Here is a 16,372-nt window from a genome sequence, read left to right as displayed (position 1 = left end):
CACTTCTTCCGCCGCACTGTAGCCAGAGGTGCGGTGATCTGCGTCGCTGAGGGAAGCCTGACCGACCGCGCCGATGGCGGGCAGAAGGTCCGTTTGGCCCGGGGGCGACAGGACACGTAAACCCGATCGTGTTATTCGCACAATACTGTGACAATTACCCCTAAATTAGCGATGTGCTGTACGGAATCTCGGCCGCCGCCGCCGCTCTGCTCCTCACCGCCGCGCTCGCCGCGCTGCTGCGGTCGTTCTCCCTGCGCTTCGGTGTGGCCGACGGGACGGGGCCGCCCTCACGCCGGGCCAGGCCGCGAGCGCCGGGGAGAGGGCGGCCGGTCCCCCTGCTCGGAGGGGTGGCCGTGGTGGGCGGGACGGCGTTCGTCGGCTGGGCCGGCGACTGGACCGGTGTCGCCCCGCTCGGGCCGGAGGCCGGACGGCTGCTGGTCGCCGGGATCGCGGTCGCCCTGCTCGGGCTGGCCGCCGATCTGTTCCCCGTGCCGCCGGTCGTGTGCGTGGCCGGAGTCGCCGCGGCCGCCGCGCTGACCGTCCCCCATGACGAACTCGGCATGCCGGGAGGCGTGCTGGCCGTCGTCTGGGTCGTCCTCGTGACGCACGCCTTCCGCTCCCTCGACCATGCCGACGGGGTGATGGGGACGGTCGGCGTCATCACCGCGTTCGCGCTCAGCGGGTGCGCGGCGGCCGAGGTCATGGACGGGCTCGCGGCGCTGCTCAGTGTGCTGGCCGCCGCCCTCACCGGCCTTCTGATGCACGGATGGCCGCCGGCCCGGATCGCTCCGGGCCGGTGCGGGTCGTTGTTCGCCGGGTTCGTGCTGGCCTCGGCGGTCGTGCTGGTGCACGCGGAGCGGCCCGCGGGGCCCGGCTTCGGCGCCGGGTTCGCGCTGACGGCCGTGGCCAGTGCCGACGCCGTCCTGGTCCTCGTGTCGCGGCGGCGGGCGGGGAGACCGCTGCTGCGGCCTGCGCCGGACCATCTGGTGCACCGGCTGCGGCGGGCGGGGCTGACCCGGCAGGGGGTCCTGGTCGTGACGGGGCTCGCCGCGTTCGCGGGTGCGCTCGTCGGGCTGCTCATCGATCTGGGGTGGCTGGGGGCGGGGGCCGCCTGGTGGGTGGCCGGTGCCGTGGCGCTGGTCGCCGTCGCGGGGGCCGTTCGTCCGGGGCCCCGCTCCCGCCGTTCCCCTCCGCATGCGATTCCCTCCCCCGGGGGACCCGTCCCGAGATCCGCGTACCGGCCGGGGAGGCCCCGCCGGGCGGCTCCGGACGCGGTGAGGGTGCACTGACTCTGAGAGAAAACCGCAGGCCAGAGGCTACCTGCGTGTAAGGAACGGATAAGAGTTGAGCCCCCACGACTCAGGTCTGTTGACCGAGAGGCGGACGTCGTGCACACTTGAGTCCGTTCCACTCAAGTCATTGCTGGAGGAATCGAAATGGCACGTGCGGTCGGCATCGACCTGGGCACGACTAACTCAGTCGTCAGCGTTCTGGAGGGCGGCGAGCCCACCGTCATCACCAACGCCGAGGGCGCCAGGACCACGCCGTCCGTCGTCGCCTTCGCGAAGAACGGTGAGGTGCTCGTCGGCGAGGTCGCCAAGCGCCAGGCGGTCACGAACGTGGACCGGACCATCCGTTCCGTGAAGCGTCACATGGGCACGGACTGGAAGATCGAGCTCGACGGGAAGAGCTTCAACCCGCAGCAGATGAGCGCCTTCATCCTGCAGAAGCTGAAGCGCGACGCGGAGGCGTACCTGGGCGAGAAGGTGGCCGACGCGGTCATCACCGTCCCGGCGTACTTCAACGACTCCGAGCGTCAGGCGACGAAGGAGGCCGGCGAGATCGCGGGCCTGAACGTCCTGCGCATCGTGAACGAGCCCACCGCCGCGGCCCTGGCGTACGGCCTCGACAAGGACGACCAGACGATCCTCGTCTTCGACCTCGGTGGCGGCACCTTCGACGTGTCCCTCCTGGAGATCGGTGACGGCGTCGTCGAGGTGAAGGCCACCAACGGTGACAACCACCTCGGTGGTGACGACTGGGACCAGCGGGTCATGGACTACCTGGTCAAGCAGTTCCAGGCCGGTCACGGCGTGGACCTGTCCAAGGACAAGATGGCCCTCCAGCGCCTCCGCGAGGCCGCTGAGAAGGCCAAGATCGAGCTGTCCTCGTCCACCGAGACCTCGATCAACCTGCCCTACATCACGGCGTCCGCCGAGGGCCCGCTGCACCTGGACGAGAAGCTCACGCGCGCCCAGTTCCAGCAGCTGACGGCCGACCTTCTGGAGCGCTGCAAGACGCCGTTCCACAACGTCATCAAGGACGCCGGCATCAACCTCTCCGAGATCGACCACGTCGTTCTCGTGGGTGGCTCCACCCGTATGCCCGCCGTCGCCGAGCTCGTCAAGGAGCTGACCGGTGGCAACGAGGCCAACAAGGGTGTGAACCCGGACGAGGTCGTCGCCATCGGCGCCGCCCTCCAGGCCGGTGTCCTCAAGGGTGAGGTCAAGGACGTCCTGCTCCTCGACGTGACCCCGCTGTCCCTCGGTATCGAGACCAAGGGAGGGATCATGACCAAGCTCATCGAGCGCAACACCACGATCCCGACCAAGCGCTCCGAGATCTTCACGACGGCCGAGGACAACCAGCCGTCCGTCCAGATCCAGGTCTACCAGGGCGAGCGCGAGATCGCGGCGTACAACAAGAAGCTCGGGATGTTCGAGCTGACCGGTCTGCCGCCGGCCCCGCGTGGCGTCCCGCAGATCGAGGTCGCCTTCGACATCGACGCCAACGGCATCATGCACGTGACCGCGAAGGACCTGGGCACGGGCAAGGAGCAGAAGATGACCGTCACCGGCGGCTCCTCGCTGCCGAAGGACGAGGTCGACCGGATGCGCCAGGAGGCCGAGAAGTACGCGGAGGAGGACCACGCCCGCCGCGAGGCCGCCGAGACCCGCAACCAGGGCGAGCAGCTCGTCTACCAGACGGAGAAGTTCCTCAAGGACAACGAGGACAAGGTCCCCGGTGACGTCAAGACCGAGGTCGAGGCCTCCGTCGAGGAGCTGAAGGCCGCGCTCAAGGGCGAGGACACCGCCGAGATCCGTACCGCCACCGAGAAGGTCGCCGCGGTCTCGCAGAAGCTGGGCCAGGCCATGTACGCCGACGCCCAGGCCGCGCAGGCGGCGGGCGGCGACGCCTCCGGTGCCGAGGCCCCGAGGGCCGACGACGACGTCGTCGACGCCGAGATCGTCGACGAGGACCGCAAGGACGGTGCCGCGTGACGGAGGAGACCCCGGGCTTCGAAGAGCAGCCCGACGTCCCTTCCGGCGCCACCTCTGACGACGCCGAGCCGCAGTCCGCCACCCCCTCTGCGGAGGGGGCGGCGGCCCCGGACGGGGACGCAGCAGCACAGTTGGTCGGCCTGACGGCCCAGCTGGACCAGGCACGCACGGCACTCACCGAGCGCACCGCGGACCTCCAGCGGCTCCAGGCCGAGTTCCAGAACTACCGCCGCCGTGTCGAGCGCGACCGGATCGCGGTCAAGGAGATCGCCGTGGCGAACCTCCTGACCGAGCTCCTGCCCGTGCTCGACGACATCGGCCGCGCGCGGGACCACGGCGAGCTCGTCGGCGGATTCAAGTCCGTCGCCGAGTCCCTCGAGACCGTCGCGGCGAAGATGGGGCTCCAGCAGTTCGGCAAGGAGGGCGAGCCCTTCGACCCGACGATCCACGAGGCCCTGATGCACTCGTACGCGCCGGACGTCACGGAGACGACGTGCGTGGCGATTCTGCAGCCGGGGTATCGCTTCGGCGAGCGCACCATCCGCCCCGCGCGGGTGGCCGTCGCCGAACCGCAGCCCGGGGCGCAGACGGTCAAGGCCGAGGAGTCGGCCGAGGCGGTCGAGGACAAGGAGAGCGGTGGCCCGGACGAGGGCTGAGCTTGACCGGATGAGGAAGGAGGGACGTCGGGGATGAGCACCAAGGACTTCATCGAGAAGGACTTCTACAAGGTCCTCGGCGTCCCCAAGGACGCCACCGAGGCCGAGATCAAGAAGGCGTACCGGAAGCTCGCCCGCGAGTTCCACCCGGACGCCAACAAGGGCAACACCAAGGCCGAGGAGCGCTTCAAGGAGATCTCCGAGGCGAACGACGTGCTCGGCGACCCCAAGAAGCGCAAGGAGTACGACGAGGCACGCGCCCTCTTCGGCAACGGTGGCTTCCGGCCGGGTCCCGGCGCGGGCGGCGGCAACTTCAACTTCGACCTGGGCGACCTCTTCGGAGGCGGCGCCCAGGGCCAGGGAGCGGGAGGAGCCGGCGGCTTCGGCGGCGGCATCGGTGACGTCTTCGGCGGCCTGTTCAACCGCGGCGGCGCCACCACGGGGACGCGTACGCAGCCCCGGCGCGGCCAGGACATCGACACCGAGGTCACGCTGTCCTTCACGGAGGCGGTGGACGGCGCGACCGTTCCGCTGCGCATGACCTCGCAGCAGCCGTGCAAGGCCTGCTCCGGCACCGGCGACAAGAACGGCACACCGCGCGTGTGCCCGACCTGCGTCGGCACCGGCCAGGTGGCACGGGGCTCCGGTGGCGGGTTCTCGCTGACGGACCCCTGCCCGGACTGCAAGGGCCGCGGCCTCATCGCCGAGCACCCCTGCATGGAGTGCACGGGCAGCGGCCGCGCCAAGTCGTCCCGCACGATGCAGGTCCGCATCCCGGCGGGGGTCACCGACGGGCAGCGGATCCGGCTGCGCGGCAAGGGCGCGCCCGGCGAACGGGGCGGCCCGTCCGGCGACCTGTACGTCACCGTCCATGTGGACGCCCACCCGGTCTTCGGCCGCAAGGGCGACAACCTCACCGTCACCGTGCCCGTCACCTTCGCGGAGGCGGCGCTCGGCGGTGAGGTGAAGGTGCCGACGCTGGGCGGACCCGCGGTGACCCTGAAGCTGCCGCCGGGCACACCCAACGGACGCACCATGCGAGCCAGGGGGAGGGGCGCGGTCCGCAAGGACGGCACCCGGGGCGATCTCCTCGTCACCGTCGAAGTGGCGGTCCCCCAGGACGTGTCGGGCAAGGCTCGTGACGCCCTGGAGGCGTATCGCGAGGCGACCGCGGGTGAGGATCCGCGGGCGGAGCTGTTCCAGGCCGCGAAGGGAGCATGACGGAGCCATGGATACGACCGGTCGTCGGCGCAACCCGTACGAACTGACCGAGGAGACACCGGTCTACGTCATCTCGGTGGCGGCCCAGCTCTCCGGACTCCATCCGCAGACCCTGCGTCAGTACGACCGGCTGGGTCTGGTCTCTCCCGACCGCACGGCCGGGCGGGGCCGCCGTTACTCGGCCCGTGACATCGAACTGCTGCGCGCCGTCCAGCAGTTGTCGCAGGACGAGGGCATCAACCTGGCCGGCATCAAGCGCATCATCGAGCTGGAGAACCAGGTGGCCGCGCTCCAGTCCCGCGTCGCGGAGCTGGAGTCGGCGCTCGACGGCGCCGCGGCCGCCATGCAGCAGCGCGAGGCCGCCGTGCACGCCTCGTACCGCCGCGACCTGGTCCCGTACCAGGAGGTCCAGCAGACCAGCGCGCTGGTGGTGTGGCGACCGAAGCGGCAGCAGTCCGACTGATCGCACCCGCGAAGGGGCCGGGAGGTTCACGACCTCCCGGCCCCTTCGCGCGTTCACGGGGCCAGGATCGCGTAGTCGGCGCCGGGCGCCGACTCGGTGCCGTCGGCGTGCATGGCCGTCACCCAGTAGTAGTGGGTGACGCCCTTGGCGGCGGTGGTGTCCTCGTAGAACCGCTGTGAGGTGGCCGCCAGCTTCTCGTATGACCCGGTACCCGGGTTCCAGCGGTAGACCTGGTAGCCGGTGGCGTCGGCCACCGCGCCCCAGGACAGCGAGACGGGTGCCGCGCCGTTCTCGGCGGTGGACGCCGTCAGCTCGACCGGCGAACCTCCGGGTGTGGCCACGCCCGGCGTCGTGTCGCGTTCGGTCGCGGGCACGATGTTCGGCTCGTGGGTCCACTTCCAGTGGGAGTTCCAGTCGTCGTCGACGGCGTCGATGAAGAAGCAGCGCTCCTCGCCGTCCGGGAGGGTGCGGTAGGCGTACGAGGTGGTGTCGGCCCACAGCCACTCCACTTCGTGGACGGAGCAGACCTGCTCCTCCTCGTCGCCCAGCAGCTCGCCCGCGTAGACGACGTACCGCCCCAGGTCGGGCGTCGGATTCGCGTCCCAGTTCAGCTCGAATCCGTATCCGGTCGGGGTGGCGGTCAGCCCGGTGACGGCGGACGGCGGGGTGTCGTCCCGGCGCCGGCCGCTGACGGCGCCGGACCGCGGGGACTCGTTGCCCGCCGCGTCGACGGCGGTCACCCGGTAGTAGTAGGTGGTGCCTTGCTCGGCCGTGGAGTCGCGGTACGAGACCTCTCCGGTGCTGCCGATCCTGCTGAAGGAGCCGTTTTCGGCCGCAGCCCGGTACACCCGGTACGAGGACGCCCCCGCGACCGCGCTCCAGCCGGTCCGCAGCCCGCCCTTGTCGGAGGAGTCGGTGACGGTCAGGCCCGTGGGCACGGCGGGCGCCGTCCGGTCGGCGGTGGTCACTGAGCGGGGCGTCGTCCCCGCGGACTCGTTGGCCGCCTTGTCGTAGGCGCGGACCTCGTACTCATAGGTCACGCCGGTCACCGGGAGGGTCGTGTCGGTGTACGAGGTGGCGGTCGTCGTGGTCAGCCGTGTCCAGGTGGTGCTGCCCTTGAGGCGGCGGTAGACGCGGTAGCCCGCGAGGTCCATCTCCTGGTTCTTCGACCAGGAGACCTTGGCCTTGCCCGTGGCGGTGTCGTACGTCGCCGAAGGACCCGTCGGCACAAGTGGCTTGATCTTGTCGGTTGTGGCGGAAGTGACGGGTTTGTAGGCGAAGGTGACATTTGCCTTGCCCGTCCAATTGGCGAAATCTATGCGCAGAGTGTGCTGTCCGTGCGGAATGGTGAGGTTGACCGTTTTCGACTGGGTGGCCGAGACGTTCTTCCAGAGGTCGACCTTGCGCACGCCGTCCAGATAGACCCGTATTCCGTCCTGCGTCGTGACGGGAAGGGTGAAGGGGCCGCCCGAGCCGAAATCCCGGGTCACGGTCCAGCGGACGCCGAAGTCGTTGGCGGGCAGACCCGGGGCGGGCGCGCCGGAACCCCAGTTCTGGTCGATCGCGGAGTCGCAGTCCGTCTTCTTCGGTGTGCCCGAGAATGTGGTGTTCGCATAGAACTGCCGCTTATAAACGGGCGATGTGCAGTTCGTCACTGCGGAGGCGGCGGTGCCGGCCGCGGTGAGCAGTCCGCCCGCGGTGGCGAGCACGAGGGCCGAGGAGAGGGTGCCCTTCGCGCTGATGGCTCTGTTCATGCGTTCCTTCTGGTCTGCCCGATCGTCAACAGCGGTTAAAAACCGTTGACGATCACGACTCCCGGGAGCGGGAGTTGGTTGTACGCGTGAATGACAGAAGGTGAAGCTGAGGGGATTGCTCGAAGGTTGGGCGTAGTCTCTTCCCGTCGTGTTCACTTGTGGAACACGAAACGCCGTTGCCATCTCGTTAAGTGGTTACTCCTTGACGCTGAGGTGATCGCCGCGTTGGCTTTCAGCCACCTGGGTCGCAACGCTGCAACCTCGCCCGGAAGGCACCTGATGTGAACACTCGTAACACCGGCCTCCGCCGTACCGTCATAACCCTGGCGTCGTCCGCCATGGCCATCACACTCGCCGGCTGCGGCGTGGGCGGGCTCGGTGGAAGCGACACCAAGGCCAGCCCCACGAAGGGCGACGACATCACGGTGGGCCTGCTCCTTCCGGAGAAGGAGAACACCCGTTACGAGAAGTTCGACTACAAGATCATCAGAGAGCAGGTCCTGAAGCTCACTGAGGGCAAGGGTGCCGTCGACTACGCCAACGCCGAGCAGGACGCCGCCAAGCAGCTCCGCCAGCTCCAGCAGATGGTGGACGACAAGGTCGACGTGATCCTGGTGGACGCGGTGGACTCCGTCTCCATCGCGAAGGGCGTGCGCAAGGCCAAGGACGCCGGCATCCCGGTCATCGCCTACGACCGCCTGGCGCAGGGCCCGATCGACGCGTACATCTCCTTCGACAACGAGCTGGTCGGCCAGGTCCAGGGCAAGGCCCTGGTCGGCGCGCTGGGTGCCAACGCCGCCTCGAAGAAGATCATCATGATGAACGGCTCGCCGACCGACCCGAACGCGGCGCAGTTCAAGGCCGGCGCCCTCGGCGAGCTCAAGGACAAGGTGATCATCGCCAAGCAGTGGGACACCAAGGACTGGAACCCGGTCAACGCCAAGGCCAACATGGAGAAGTCCATCCAGGAAGTCGGCCTGAGCAACATCGCCGGTGTCTACTCCGCCAACGACGGCATCGCGGGCGCGGCCATCGACTCCCTCAAGAGCGCGGGTGTCAGCAAGGTGCCGCCGGTCACCGGCCAGGACTCCGAGCTCGTCGCCGTGCAGCGGATCATCAAGGGCGACCAGTTCATGAGCGTGTACAAGTCGTACCCGCAGGAGGCCAGCGCCGCCGCCGAGATGGCGGTCGCCAAGGTCCAGGGCCGCTCGATCGAGTTCGACGCCCTCACCCGCGACAAGGTCAGCAGCCCCACGAACAAGGACATCCCGGCCCAGCTCGTGCCCGTGGTGGGTCTGACCACGGACAACATCGAGGACACGGTCATCCAGGACAGCATCTACACCGTCAAGCAGATCTGCACGGCACCGTACAAGGCGGCCTGCGCCGCGATCGGTCTCAAGTAGGTCGCTCGACCGGGGCGCCCCGGCAGGGCGCTCACCGCACCGTTTCGGGGCGAGGCGGTCGGTACGGGTCCTCGCCGTCGTGACGGGCGGCGAGGAGGGTCCTTCCGGGGTGCTGGGCGGCGGTCCGCCCGCCCGGCACCCGGATGCCCCGGCCGGGCCCCGCCCGGCCTCTCTGGGGCCTCTGGGGCCCCTGAGGCCCTGGGGTCGTCAGCCCCGCGATGCGGCATGATCGCCGCATGTCCAGGATCGTGCTGATGTCCGACCCGAAGATCGCCGCGATACCCGTCGTGGACTGCGGCGAGCCGCTCCTCGACGTACGGGCGGAGGAGCCCTTCCCCCTCGACGCCCGCAGACGGGACGACTCGGGGGCCTACGCGCATCTGCGCGAAGGGGTGCTGAACCGGCTCGTGGCGGCCGGGGAACTGCTGCCCGACGGCATACGGCTGCTGTTCGTCGAGGGCTACCGCCCGCCCTCGCTCCAGCGGCTCTACTTCGACCGGTACGCCGCCGGACTGCGTGCGGAACACCCCGAGTGGGACGCCGCGCGCCTGCGCGACGTGGCGAGCCGTTACGTGTCCCCGCCCGAGATCGCCCCGCACAGCGCGGGCGCCGCCGTCGACCTCACCCTCGTCGACGCCGACGGCCGCGAGCTGGACATGGGCACTCCGGTGAACGCGAACCCCGAGGAGAGCGACGGCGCCTGCTACAGCGCCGCGGACGGCATCAGCGGGACGGCACGGGCCCACCGCCGGCTGCTGTCCGACGCGCTGACCGCCGCGGGCCTCGTCAACTACCCCACCGAGTGGTGGCACTGGTCGTACGGCGACCGCTACTGGGCGCTCGCCACGGGCGCCGGTCACGCGCTCTACGGGCCCCGCGAACTCGAGGGGTGAGTTCCGGGGCGAACTCGACGCCGAGCCCGGAACCCCGGCCGCTGCCACCACACCCGCCCGCGAAACATCTCGGCCGCGGCCTGCGCCCCGGCGCCTGCCACCTTCTCCTCCGCAGCGGTCTCCGCTCCGGCCTCCGCCCCTGAGGGGCGCCGCGTCCTCGCCGCAAGTCCGTTGGGGGCGGCGTGAGTTGATTTCCGCCGGCCGAGGCCAGGACGGGCGCCGGGCGGGCCCGGGGAGGCTGTTCCGCGATCTCCCGGACGTCCGGGGGACGCCCCCTTCAGCTTGTTGCAACGGGCGCGGCGGAGGTCAGGATTTATCGGGATGACCAGGGGTGAAAAGACGCCCGGGGGAGGCGCAGCCGTGTTGCGATGCCGGACGCGTCCGCGCATAGTTGCGCTGCGGAGGACGCCCTGACGCGGGCTCACGCCAGGGGACGGAGCTGGAGCCAGGGGTGGGAGATGGCCGGGCACGGGACGGACAGGCATCCGCACGGCGCTGACCGACTGTGCGAGGCCGGCGACCGGGTGTACTCCCGGGCCGTGCGGCGTGGCCGGGTGCCCCGCGAGGACGCCGAGGCGGTGCCCTGCCTGGTGGAACTGGCGCTGCTGCACCCCGATCCCGACGACATGGGCTGGCTGGTGCCGACCTCGCCCCAGGAGGTCATGACACGGCTCCTGCGGGGCGTGTACGAGGAAGTCAGCGCGAGCCAGGCCCGGGTGGGCGACGCGGTGTCGGCCTTCGAGTGGTACGCGGGGCTCGGCGGCCGGGTACGGACACCGGCCGAGGGAGTGGCGATCCGCGTCCTCGACGGGCTGCCGCGGATCCACGCGGCCATGGACAAGGCCACCTCGGAGTGCACCAGTGAGGTGCTGACGGTGCAGCCGGGCGGCATCCGGCGCGAGGACGAACTCGTGGAGGGCCTGCACCGGGCGCTGGAGATGCGGCGGCGCGGGGTGCGCATGCGCGATCTGTACACCCACGTGGCACGGCACGGCCAAGGCCTGCTGAACTACATGGAGTTGATGGGCGACGCGGCCGAGGCCCGCACCCTCGACGAGGTCGTCGAACGCCTCATCCTCTTCGACCGCACGGTCGCCTTCATCCCCGCGAACTCGGACCGCACGATCGCCCTGGAACTGCGGCACCCGGCGCTGGTGGACTACCTGGTGACGGTCTTCGAGCGGCTGTGGCGGCTGGCGATCCCGCTGGCCTCGCCGCTCCCCTCGACGGGCATCGAGGGCATCACCCACCGGGAGCGGTCCATCGCGGCGCTGCTGGCCGAGGGGCACCAGGACGCGGTCGTCGCGGAACGCCTGGGGATCAGCGTGCGGACGTGCCGGGCGCACATCGCCCGGCTGTCGGAGACGCTGGGCGCGGCGAGCCGGACGCAGTTGGGCGTACGGATCGCTCAGGCGGGCCTGGACGGGCCCCAGCGCTCTCCGGAGCTGGAGACCGTCACCGTCGCGGAGGCGGCCCCTGACGCCCCCGGTGTGCCCGACCGGGGGTCCCCGGGCGGCCGTTGACACCGCCGGGCCGGGCCCCTGCTCCCGCCGCCGGGGTCACTCCCCTCCCTCGGGCTGGTCCAGGAGTCCCGACTGGGCTATCAGGAAGCCGAGTTGAGCACGGCTTCCGCTGCCGAGGGCGGAGGCCAGCTTGGCGATGTGGGCACGGCAGGTGCGGACGTTCATGCCGAGGCGGCGGGCTATCGCCTCGTCCACGTGGCCCTCCACGAGGAGTTTCGCGATGGAGTGCTGGATGTCCGTGATGCCGTCGGGGGCGGTTTCGTAGGGTGCGCCGGCGCTCAGCGGGACGGAGCGGCCCCACATGAACTCGAAGACCTTGATCAGGTAGCGGACGAGGCCCGGGTGACGAAGCTCGAGGGCCACCTTCTGGTCGTCGCGGGTGGGGATGAAGGCGACGGTCTCGTCGCAGATGATGAGCCGCTCGACCAGCTCGTCGATGGTGCGGTGCTCCACCTTGCCGTTGGAGAGCTGGTCCACGTAGGCCAGTTTCTCGGGGCTGTATCGCGCGGTGTGCTGATAGAGGGTCCGTATGCGCACACCACGTTCGATCAAAGGCCTGTCCCGCTCCAGCCCCTGAATGAGGTTGCGTTCGGGGCGGGGGCCGCTCGGCTGGACCGTGAGCATCTCGGTCTGGCACTGGGCCGTCGCCAGGTCGAGTGCCGCGTTGATCCGGTCGTTGCCCTCGAGCACTGTGATCGAGTGAGTGGTCGCGGCCGCCTGCGCGCTGAGGGTCATGAACGGCTCGAAAGCATCGGCCAGTTCGATCGACATCCGTCTGCGCTCGGTGATCTCGCGCTCTATAGCGTTGAGCCGCTGGGCCAGGGCGGCCGACGGGGGCACGGGGCGCAGCCAGTTCGCATCGTCAGGATCCGGGTGGAGAAGGGCGAACTCCATCAAACAGGGAGCACTCTCCACGTCTGCACGGGCGATACGTCCCGTGCGGAGAGCGATCGCATAAAGTCGGCCACCTTCCCCACACAACTCGGTCACCGCATGGGGATGTGTCGCTTTAGTCCCATTGGTTATCAAATCTCCACCCCCCAGGGTCCTGAACGTGCAGGAACATGATGCATCGATTGTGTGGCCATGACCTCCCCAAATGAGCCATCGTCGTATCCGACGGGGGAAGAGGGGACCTTCAAGTGAGGACGAAGCCGATTATGCGTAAGAAAATGCTTCGCTTGGTGCTTGTCGCCGCCTTCTCCGCCGTCACGGCCTTCGGAGCGCTGAGTGGCCTCTCCGATGCGAAGGGCGACGTTCGGGCAGACAGTGTCTGGCCAGCGGCAGCCGCGGTCACCGTGGTAGCCGGCGACAGCGTTTGGCCGGTGTCTCCCGACCGCACTGACGACAGTGTCTGGGCTTGACATGACTATTCCCCCGGACGACCGTTCCTTTCGCCGAGAAATGGCCACCGCCTACCGATCCGGCTGGCACTTCATCGATCTGGTCACCGCCATCCCCGGCAGCGGTGACTCGCTGATGGTGACCGTGTTCGGGGAGCCCGTGGTCGTCACCCGCGACGACGACGAGGACGTACGGGCCTACCGGTGTCTGCGGCGGCCTCGGGGGGCGCCACAGCCGGTACGGTGCGCCATCCGTTACGGAATGATCTTTGTGAACCTCGACCAGCGCGACCACCGGCTGGCCGGTCCGGACGTCCCGGACATCGAGACCATCGCAGCCACCCCCCGCAGTGCCTGACGCGATTCCCCCGTCGTAGTAGATCGCGCAGGTACTTCCCCCCGCAGCGGCGTCACCGTGACCTGAACACGGTGACGCCGCTGCAGTTTTACGGGAAAGATCCAGGTTCCGCCCTGTCGCGCCACGGGCCGGAACCGGCCGCGGCGCCCCGGGGCTCCGGGGGCTGCTCGCCCCGCGGGCCGCCCGGCCTCTCCCTCCGCCGGCTGCCGCCCCCCGCCGTCTCATCCGCGGCCCATCGCGCCCGTGAGCTCGATCTCGATCACCACGCGGGACGGGTTCGGCGCCGGCGTGCGCTCGTACCGCTCCGCGTAGCGCCGTACCGCCTCCGCGACGCGTGCCGGGTCCGTGGAGACCCTGGCCAGCCCCTCCAGCGTCGCCCAGCGCGGGCCGTCCACCTGGCAGACCGCCACGCGCGCCCCGTCCGGCCCCGCCGCGAGCACGTGGCCCACCTTCGCGCTGGACTTGTTGGTGATGACCCGAGCGAGACCGGCCTCGGGGTCGTATGTAACGCCGACGGGCACCACATGCGGGGAGCCGTCGGCCCGGAGTGTCGTCAGGGTGCACAGGTGGCGCTCGCGCCAGAAGCTCAGGTAGGCGGCGTCGGGCTGCCGCGGGTCCACCGGATAGGAAGCCATGAGGCCCGAATCTACGCCTCGCGGGGCCCGTTCCGCCCCCACTCCAGCCTTGAGTGGAATAGACTCAACTTTGTGTACGTTGCTTCAGTCAGGCAACGGTCAGGACACCAGGAGGAGGAGAACGCGAACGTGGACGCCGAGCTGACCAACAGGAGCCGGGACGCGATCAACGCGGCCAGCAACCGCGCCGTGAAGGAGGGGCACCCGGACCTCACGCCCGCTCACCTGCTGCTCGCTCTGCTGGAGGGGCAGGACAACGAGAACATCATCGACCTGCTGGCAGCCGTGGACGCCGATCAGGCCTCCGTGCGCGCCGGCACCGAGCGCGTGCTCGCCGGCCTGCCCAGCGTGACCGGCTCCACCGTCGCGCCCCCGCAGCCCAACCGCGACCTGCTCGCCGTCATCGCCGACGCCGCGGAGCGCGCCAAGGAGCTCGGCGACGAGTTCATCTCCACCGAGCACCTGCTCGTCGGGATCGCCGCGAAGGGCGGTCAGATCGCCGACGTACTCTCCCAGCAGGGCGCCGGCGCGAAAAAGCTGCTCGACGCGTTCCAGAAGAGCAGGGGAGGGCGCAGGGTGACGACCCCGGATCCCGAGGGCCAGTACAAGGCGCTCGAAAAGTTCGGTACCGACTTCACCGCCGCGGCGCGTGAGGGCAAGCTCGACCCCGTCATCGGCCGGGACCACGAGATCCGCCGGGTGGTGCAGGTCCTGTCCCGCCGCACGAAGAACAACCCCGTCCTCATCGGAGAGCCCGGCGTCGGCAAGACGGCCGTCGTCGAGGGGCTCGCCCAGCGGATCGTGAAGGGCGATGTACCCGAGTCCCTCAAGAACAAGCGGCTCGTCTCGCTCGACCTCGGCGCGATGGTCGCCGGTGCGAAGTACCGGGGCGAGTTCGAGGAGCGCCTGAAGACCGTGCTCGCGGAGATCAAGGACTCCGACGGGCAGGTCATCACCTTCATCGACGAGCTGCACACCGTCGTCGGGGCCGGCGCGGGCGGCGACTCCGCCATGGACGCGGGCAACATGCTCAAGCCCATGCTCGCCCGCGGTGAGCTGCGCATGGTCGGCGCCACCACCCTCGACGAGTACCGCGAGCGGATCGAGAAGGACCCGGCGCTGGAGCGGCGCTTCCAGCAGGTGCTGGTCGCCGAGCCGACCGTCGAGGACACCATCGCGATCCTGCGCGGACTCAAGGGCCGGTACGAGGCCCACCACAAGGTCCAGATCGCCGACCGGGCGCTGGTGGCCGCCGCGACCCTGTCCGACCGCTACATCACCTCCCGTTTCCTCCCCGACAAGGCCATCGACCTCGTCGACGAGGCGGCCTCGCGGCTGCGCATGGAGATCGACTCGTCCCCGGTCGAGATCGACGAGCTCCAGCGTGTCGTCGACCGGCTGAAGATGGAGGAGCTGGCGATCGGCAAGGAGACGGACGCCGCCAGCCGGGAGCGGCTGGACAAGCTGCGCCGCGACCTCGCCGACAAGGAGGAGGAACTGCGCGGCCTCACCGCCCGCTGGGAGAAGGAGAAGCAGTCCCTCAACCGTGTCGGTGAGCTGAAGGAGAAGCTCGACGAGCTCCGCGGCCAGGCCGAACGGGCCCAGCGCGACGGCGACTTCGACACCGCCTCCAAGCTGCTCTACGGCGAGATCCCCACCCTGGAAAGGGACTTGGAGGCCGCCTCGGAGGCCGAGGAGGAGGCCGGCAAGGACACCATGGTGAAGGAGGAGGTCGGGCCCGACGACATCGCGGACGTCGTCGGAGCCTGGACCGGCATCCCCGCAGGCCGCCTGCTGGAGGGCGAGACGCAGAAACTCCTGCGCATGGAGGAGGAGTTGGACCGCCGCCTGATCGGCCAGACCGAGGCCGTGGGCGCCGTGTCGGACGCCGTGCGCCGCACCCGTGCCGGAATCGCCGACCCGGACCGGCCCACCGGCTCCTTCCTCTTCCTCGGCCCGACGGGCGTCGGCAAGACCGAACTCGCCAAGGCCCTCGCCGACTTCCTCTTCGACGACGAGCGGGCGATGATCCGCATTGACATGTCGGAGTACGGCGAGAAGCACAGCGTGGCCCGGCTGGTCGGAGCGCCGCCCGGGTACATCGGCTACGAGGAGGGCGGCCAGCTCACCGAGGCCGTGCGCCGTCGCCCGTACAGCGTGATCCTGCTCGACGAGGTGGAGAAGGCGCACCCCGAGGTCTTCGACATCCTGCTCCAGGTGCTGGACGACGGGCGGCTGACGGACGGTCAGGGACGGACGGTCGACTTCCGCAACACCATCCTGATCCTCACCTCGAACCTGGGGAGCCAGTTCCTGGGCGGGCAGAGTCTCGCCGATCCGCTGTCCTCCGAGGAGGACCGGAAGCGGCAGGTTCTGGACGTCGTCCGCGCCTCCTTCAAGCCGGAGTTCCTGAACCGGCTGGACGACCTCGTCGTCTTCTCCGCGCTCGACCAGCGGCAGCTGGAGCGCATCGCCAGGCTCCAGATCGACCGCCTGGCCAAGCGGCTCGCCGAACGCCGGCTCACCCTGGAGGTCACCGACGCGGCCCTGGCCTGGCTCGCCGAGGAGGGGAACGACCCGGCGTACGGAGCGCGCCCGCTGCGGCGCCTCGTCCAGACCGCCATCGGCGACCGTCTGGCCAAGGAGATCCTGGCGGGCGAGGTCAAGGACGGCGACACGGTCCGCGTGGACGCCTTCGGCGACGGCCTGATCGTGGGGCCGGCCACGGGCAAGACGCTGTAGGCCGGGGACCGGCAGGACACTGTGAGCGGCGCCGGAATACGGCAGGGGCCCGCGGCACACCCGCCGCGGGCCCTCCGCATGCCCGGACCCGTCGCTT

General features: G+C 69.9%; 13 protein-coding genes. 10 read left to right on the top strand and 3 right to left on the bottom strand.

Translation table 11 applies throughout. The features are described 5' to 3' along the window. The first annotated feature begins 173 nt into the window (after window positions 1-173). The 5 genes from OOK38_RS12440 to OOK38_RS12420 all read left to right on the top strand — a co-directional run bounded on the left by OOK38_RS12440 (window position 174) and on the right by OOK38_RS12420 (window position 5,621). A complete protein-coding gene (locus OOK38_RS12440) occupies window positions 174-1,289 on the top strand; it encodes an MraY family glycosyltransferase (protein ID WP_266760870.1) in 1,116 nt (371 codons plus the stop codon). 147 nt (window positions 1,290-1,436) lie between these two features. After that, window positions 1,437-3,281: a molecular chaperone DnaK gene (gene dnaK / locus OOK38_RS12435; protein WP_266760872.1), complete on the top strand. Its 1,845-nt coding sequence runs from the start codon at window positions 1,437-1,439 to the stop codon at window positions 3,279-3,281. After that, window positions 3,278-3,937, top strand: a complete 660-nt coding sequence (grpE, locus tag OOK38_RS12430) for a nucleotide exchange factor GrpE (RefSeq protein ID WP_266760874.1) — start codon at window positions 3,278-3,280, stop codon at window positions 3,935-3,937. Before dnaK ends, grpE begins: the two co-directional genes overlap by 4 nt. Window positions 3,938-3,970: 33 nt before the next feature. Further along, complete coding sequence (gene dnaJ, locus OOK38_RS12425) at window positions 3,971-5,158, top strand: molecular chaperone DnaJ (protein WP_266760876.1); 1,188 nt, start codon at window positions 3,971-3,973, stop codon at window positions 5,156-5,158. A gap of 7 nt (window positions 5,159-5,165) precedes the next feature. Next, window positions 5,166-5,621 carry a helix-turn-helix domain-containing protein gene (locus OOK38_RS12420; RefSeq protein ID WP_266760878.1) on the top strand — a complete coding sequence of 152 codons (456 nt, stop codon included), beginning with the start codon at window positions 5,166-5,168 and terminating at the stop codon, window positions 5,619-5,621. Between the two features lie 53 nt (window positions 5,622-5,674). On the opposite strand, the gene OOK38_RS12415 is transcribed toward OOK38_RS12420, so the two are convergent. After that, a complete protein-coding gene (locus OOK38_RS12415) occupies window positions 5,675-7,375 on the bottom strand; it encodes a PA14 domain-containing protein (protein WP_266760880.1) in 1,701 nt (566 codons plus the stop codon). 281 nt (window positions 7,376-7,656) lie between these two features. Here OOK38_RS12415 and OOK38_RS12410 point away from each other — a divergent pair, with 281 nt between their 5' ends. The 3 genes from OOK38_RS12410 (at window position 7,657) to OOK38_RS12400 (ending at window position 11,197) form a co-directional block, all read left to right on the top strand. Beyond that, window positions 7,657-8,781, top strand: coding sequence for a sugar ABC transporter substrate-binding protein (locus OOK38_RS12410; protein WP_266760882.1), 1,125 nt, complete (start codon window positions 7,657-7,659; stop codon window positions 8,779-8,781). Between the two features lie 236 nt (window positions 8,782-9,017). Next, window positions 9,018-9,674 (top strand): M15 family metallopeptidase, encoded by a 657-nt coding sequence (locus OOK38_RS12405; RefSeq protein WP_266848407.1) that lies wholly within the window; start codon window positions 9,018-9,020, stop codon window positions 9,672-9,674. Between the two features lie 458 nt (window positions 9,675-10,132). Continuing rightward, on the top strand, window positions 10,133-11,197 hold the full coding sequence (locus OOK38_RS12400; RefSeq protein WP_266760886.1) for a helix-turn-helix transcriptional regulator: 1,065 nt from the start codon (window positions 10,133-10,135) through the stop codon (window positions 11,195-11,197). 36 nt (window positions 11,198-11,233) lie between these two features. Here OOK38_RS12400 and OOK38_RS12395 read toward each other — a convergent pair whose 3' ends face one another. Next, a complete protein-coding gene (locus OOK38_RS12395) occupies window positions 11,234-12,226 on the bottom strand; it encodes a helix-turn-helix transcriptional regulator (protein ID WP_266760888.1) in 993 nt (330 codons plus the stop codon). A 336-nt stretch (window positions 12,227-12,562) separates the two neighbouring features. On the opposite strand from OOK38_RS12395, the gene OOK38_RS12390 reads away from it, so the two are divergent. Then, window positions 12,563-12,898, top strand: a complete 336-nt coding sequence (locus OOK38_RS12390) for a hypothetical protein (protein WP_266760890.1) — start codon at window positions 12,563-12,565, stop codon at window positions 12,896-12,898. Between the two features lie 221 nt (window positions 12,899-13,119). On the opposite strand, the gene OOK38_RS12385 is transcribed toward OOK38_RS12390, so the two are convergent. After that, window positions 13,120-13,533 (bottom strand): pyridoxamine 5'-phosphate oxidase family protein, encoded by a 414-nt coding sequence (locus tag OOK38_RS12385; RefSeq protein ID WP_266760892.1) that lies wholly within the window; start codon window positions 13,531-13,533, stop codon window positions 13,120-13,122. 129 nt (window positions 13,534-13,662) lie between these two features. Here OOK38_RS12385 and clpB point away from each other — a divergent pair, with 129 nt between their 5' ends. Then, entirely contained in the window at window positions 13,663-16,275 is a 2,613-nt protein-coding gene (gene clpB / locus OOK38_RS12380; RefSeq protein ID WP_266760894.1) for an ATP-dependent chaperone ClpB, read from the top strand. Window positions 16,276-16,372: the final 97 nt, after the last annotated feature.

Origin of the sequence: Streptomyces sp. NBC_00568 (assembly GCF_026341855.1) — a bacterium.
In the GTDB taxonomy this organism is placed as follows: Bacteria; Actinomycetota; Actinomycetes; order Streptomycetales; family Streptomycetaceae; genus Streptomyces.
Note: the sequence above shows the minus strand (reverse complement) of the source record. Positions and strands in the feature narration are given on the sequence as shown.

What these genes read in the sequence shown, in the direction of transcription:
- OOK38_RS12405 (WP_266848407.1), top strand. Translation starts at nt 9,018, where the DNA reads ATGTCCAGGATCGTGCTGATGTCCGACCCGAAGATCGCCGCGATACCC.
- dnaK (WP_266760872.1), top strand. Translation starts at nt 1,437, where the DNA reads ATGGCACGTGCGGTCGGCATCGACCTGGGCACGACTAACTCAGTCGTC.
- OOK38_RS12385 (WP_266760892.1), bottom strand. Translation starts at nt 13,533, where the DNA reads ATGGCTTCCTATCCGGTGGACCCGCGGCAGCCCGACGCCGCCTACCTG.
- dnaJ (WP_266760876.1), top strand. Translation starts at nt 3,971, where the DNA reads ATGAGCACCAAGGACTTCATCGAGAAGGACTTCTACAAGGTCCTCGGC.
- OOK38_RS12400 (WP_266760886.1), top strand. Translation starts at nt 10,133, where the DNA reads ATGGCCGGGCACGGGACGGACAGGCATCCGCACGGCGCTGACCGACTG.
- OOK38_RS12390 (WP_266760890.1), top strand. Translation starts at nt 12,563, where the DNA reads ATGACTATTCCCCCGGACGACCGTTCCTTTCGCCGAGAAATGGCCACC.
- OOK38_RS12420 (WP_266760878.1), top strand. Translation starts at nt 5,166, where the DNA reads ATGGATACGACCGGTCGTCGGCGCAACCCGTACGAACTGACCGAGGAG.
- OOK38_RS12415 (WP_266760880.1), bottom strand. Translation starts at nt 7,375, where the DNA reads ATGAACAGAGCCATCAGCGCGAAGGGCACCCTCTCCTCGGCCCTCGTG.